Source organism: Bartonella taylorii 8TBB (assembly GCF_902825155.1).
In the GTDB taxonomy this organism is placed as follows: domain Bacteria; phylum Pseudomonadota; class Alphaproteobacteria; order Rhizobiales; family Rhizobiaceae; genus Bartonella; species Bartonella taylorii_A.
Genome location: NZ_CADEAG010000150.1, coordinates 1 through 424, shown reverse-complemented (window position 1 = coordinate 424; position 424 = coordinate 1). Strand labels below are relative to the sequence as shown.

General features: G+C 41.7%; 1 protein-coding gene. It reads left to right on the top strand.

Translation table 11 applies throughout. From position 1 onward, the window contains the following. Positions 1 to 424: heme ABC exporter ATP-binding protein CcmA (gene ccmA / locus J7R13_RS09055; protein WP_208438327.1), on the top strand; the 424-nt coding region annotated here is incomplete at both ends.

Genomic DNA, 424 nt, shown 5'->3' with positions numbered 1-424 from the left:
TAAAGAACGTACACAGACATATCCTTTAGCTAGTGTATGTCATTATCTCAGTATTCAAAATGCTATGAAATCCTCCTTATCAGTCATTGATAATTTGCAATTTTGGGCAGCATTTTACAGTCAATATCTGCGTACGCCCCATGAAGCCCTTGCAGATGTTGGTCTTTCTGATCTTGGGCACCTACCTTTTCGCGTTTTATCAACTGGGCAAAACAGACGCGTAGCTATTGCTCGTCTTTTGCTATCTTATCGTCCTGTTTGGATTCTAGATGAACCAACATCTGGCGTTGATAGCCATACCCAAAGCATTTTCGCAAATCTTTTTCAAAATCATCTCATCCAAGGCGGCATGATTATTGCTGCAACCCATACGCCCCTTGTTCTTCCAGAAATCTATACGATTGCCCTAGAGCATTTTCTGCCC